Raw genomic sequence first — 785 nt, forward strand, 5'->3', positions numbered from 1 at the left:
TTTTTTTGTGCCTGAATTTCTACAAATACGGATCATCCCTATAACGAGTAGGGACATGGCTTTGATTTTGATGAAGTTTTTCTTAAATCATTATATCCGTGTATTGATTTCTTGTGAAATATGATCTAAATGTAGAAAGGTTTTAAAAAACGAACTTAAGGTACTATTATGAAAGCTGAAGATCACAGAAAAGTTGCTCAGTGGCACATGAAACAAGCTGACCTGCACGAAGCAAGTGGCGACTACTCTTGTGGCTGCCCTGCAGACGCACAAAGCCGTCGTATCATCGAAATCGTTGATTCAGGCGTTATCGAAGAAGAACAAGAGTGCTCTTTGAACTAAGGTTTTCGAGTTTCTTCGTTTTAAAAAGTCGACCCAATGTGGTCGGCTTTTTTGCGTTTTAGGGGGGGTGTCTTGTTCCAATACGTGCTCAACGTGTGATTTCTATGAATAATGACATGTTTAACTCTTAAATTATGTTCTTCTCCCCTAAATAGGGGATGGGTAAAACAGTATAATTTTATATAAATTTAGATCTAGGTGTAGATACGTATAGATACATCTGGTAAATTTAATGCTGATTTATCAACTAAAAATAAACAAATGACGTTGATGCTAGGAAAGACAGTTCGTACAGACATCGTATATGTGAATTGATTTTCGTACAGCTTGAGGGATTTTTAGGGCTTTGGATTTTTTAAGCCACCAATAGATGTTGCAATACTGGGACAACCAGAATGTATAAAACATAATGCAACAAAAAGACTTTTAACGCGGGCAGGTTA

General features: G+C 36.7%; 1 protein-coding gene. It reads left to right on the top strand.

Annotation, left to right across the window (positions count from 1 at the left end):
- The first annotated feature begins 168 nt into the window (after positions 1 to 168).
- The gene (locus tag MTBPR1_RS18040; RefSeq protein WP_165602582.1) at positions 169 to 342 is read left to right on the top strand and encodes a hypothetical protein; all 174 of its coding nucleotides are present in this window, start codon (positions 169 to 171) and stop codon (positions 340 to 342) included.
- Positions 343 to 785 lie beyond the last annotated feature (443 nt).

It is taken from the genome of Candidatus Terasakiella magnetica (assembly GCF_900093605.1).
Taxonomy (GTDB): domain Bacteria; phylum Pseudomonadota; class Alphaproteobacteria; order Rhodospirillales; family Terasakiellaceae; genus Terasakiella; species Terasakiella magnetica.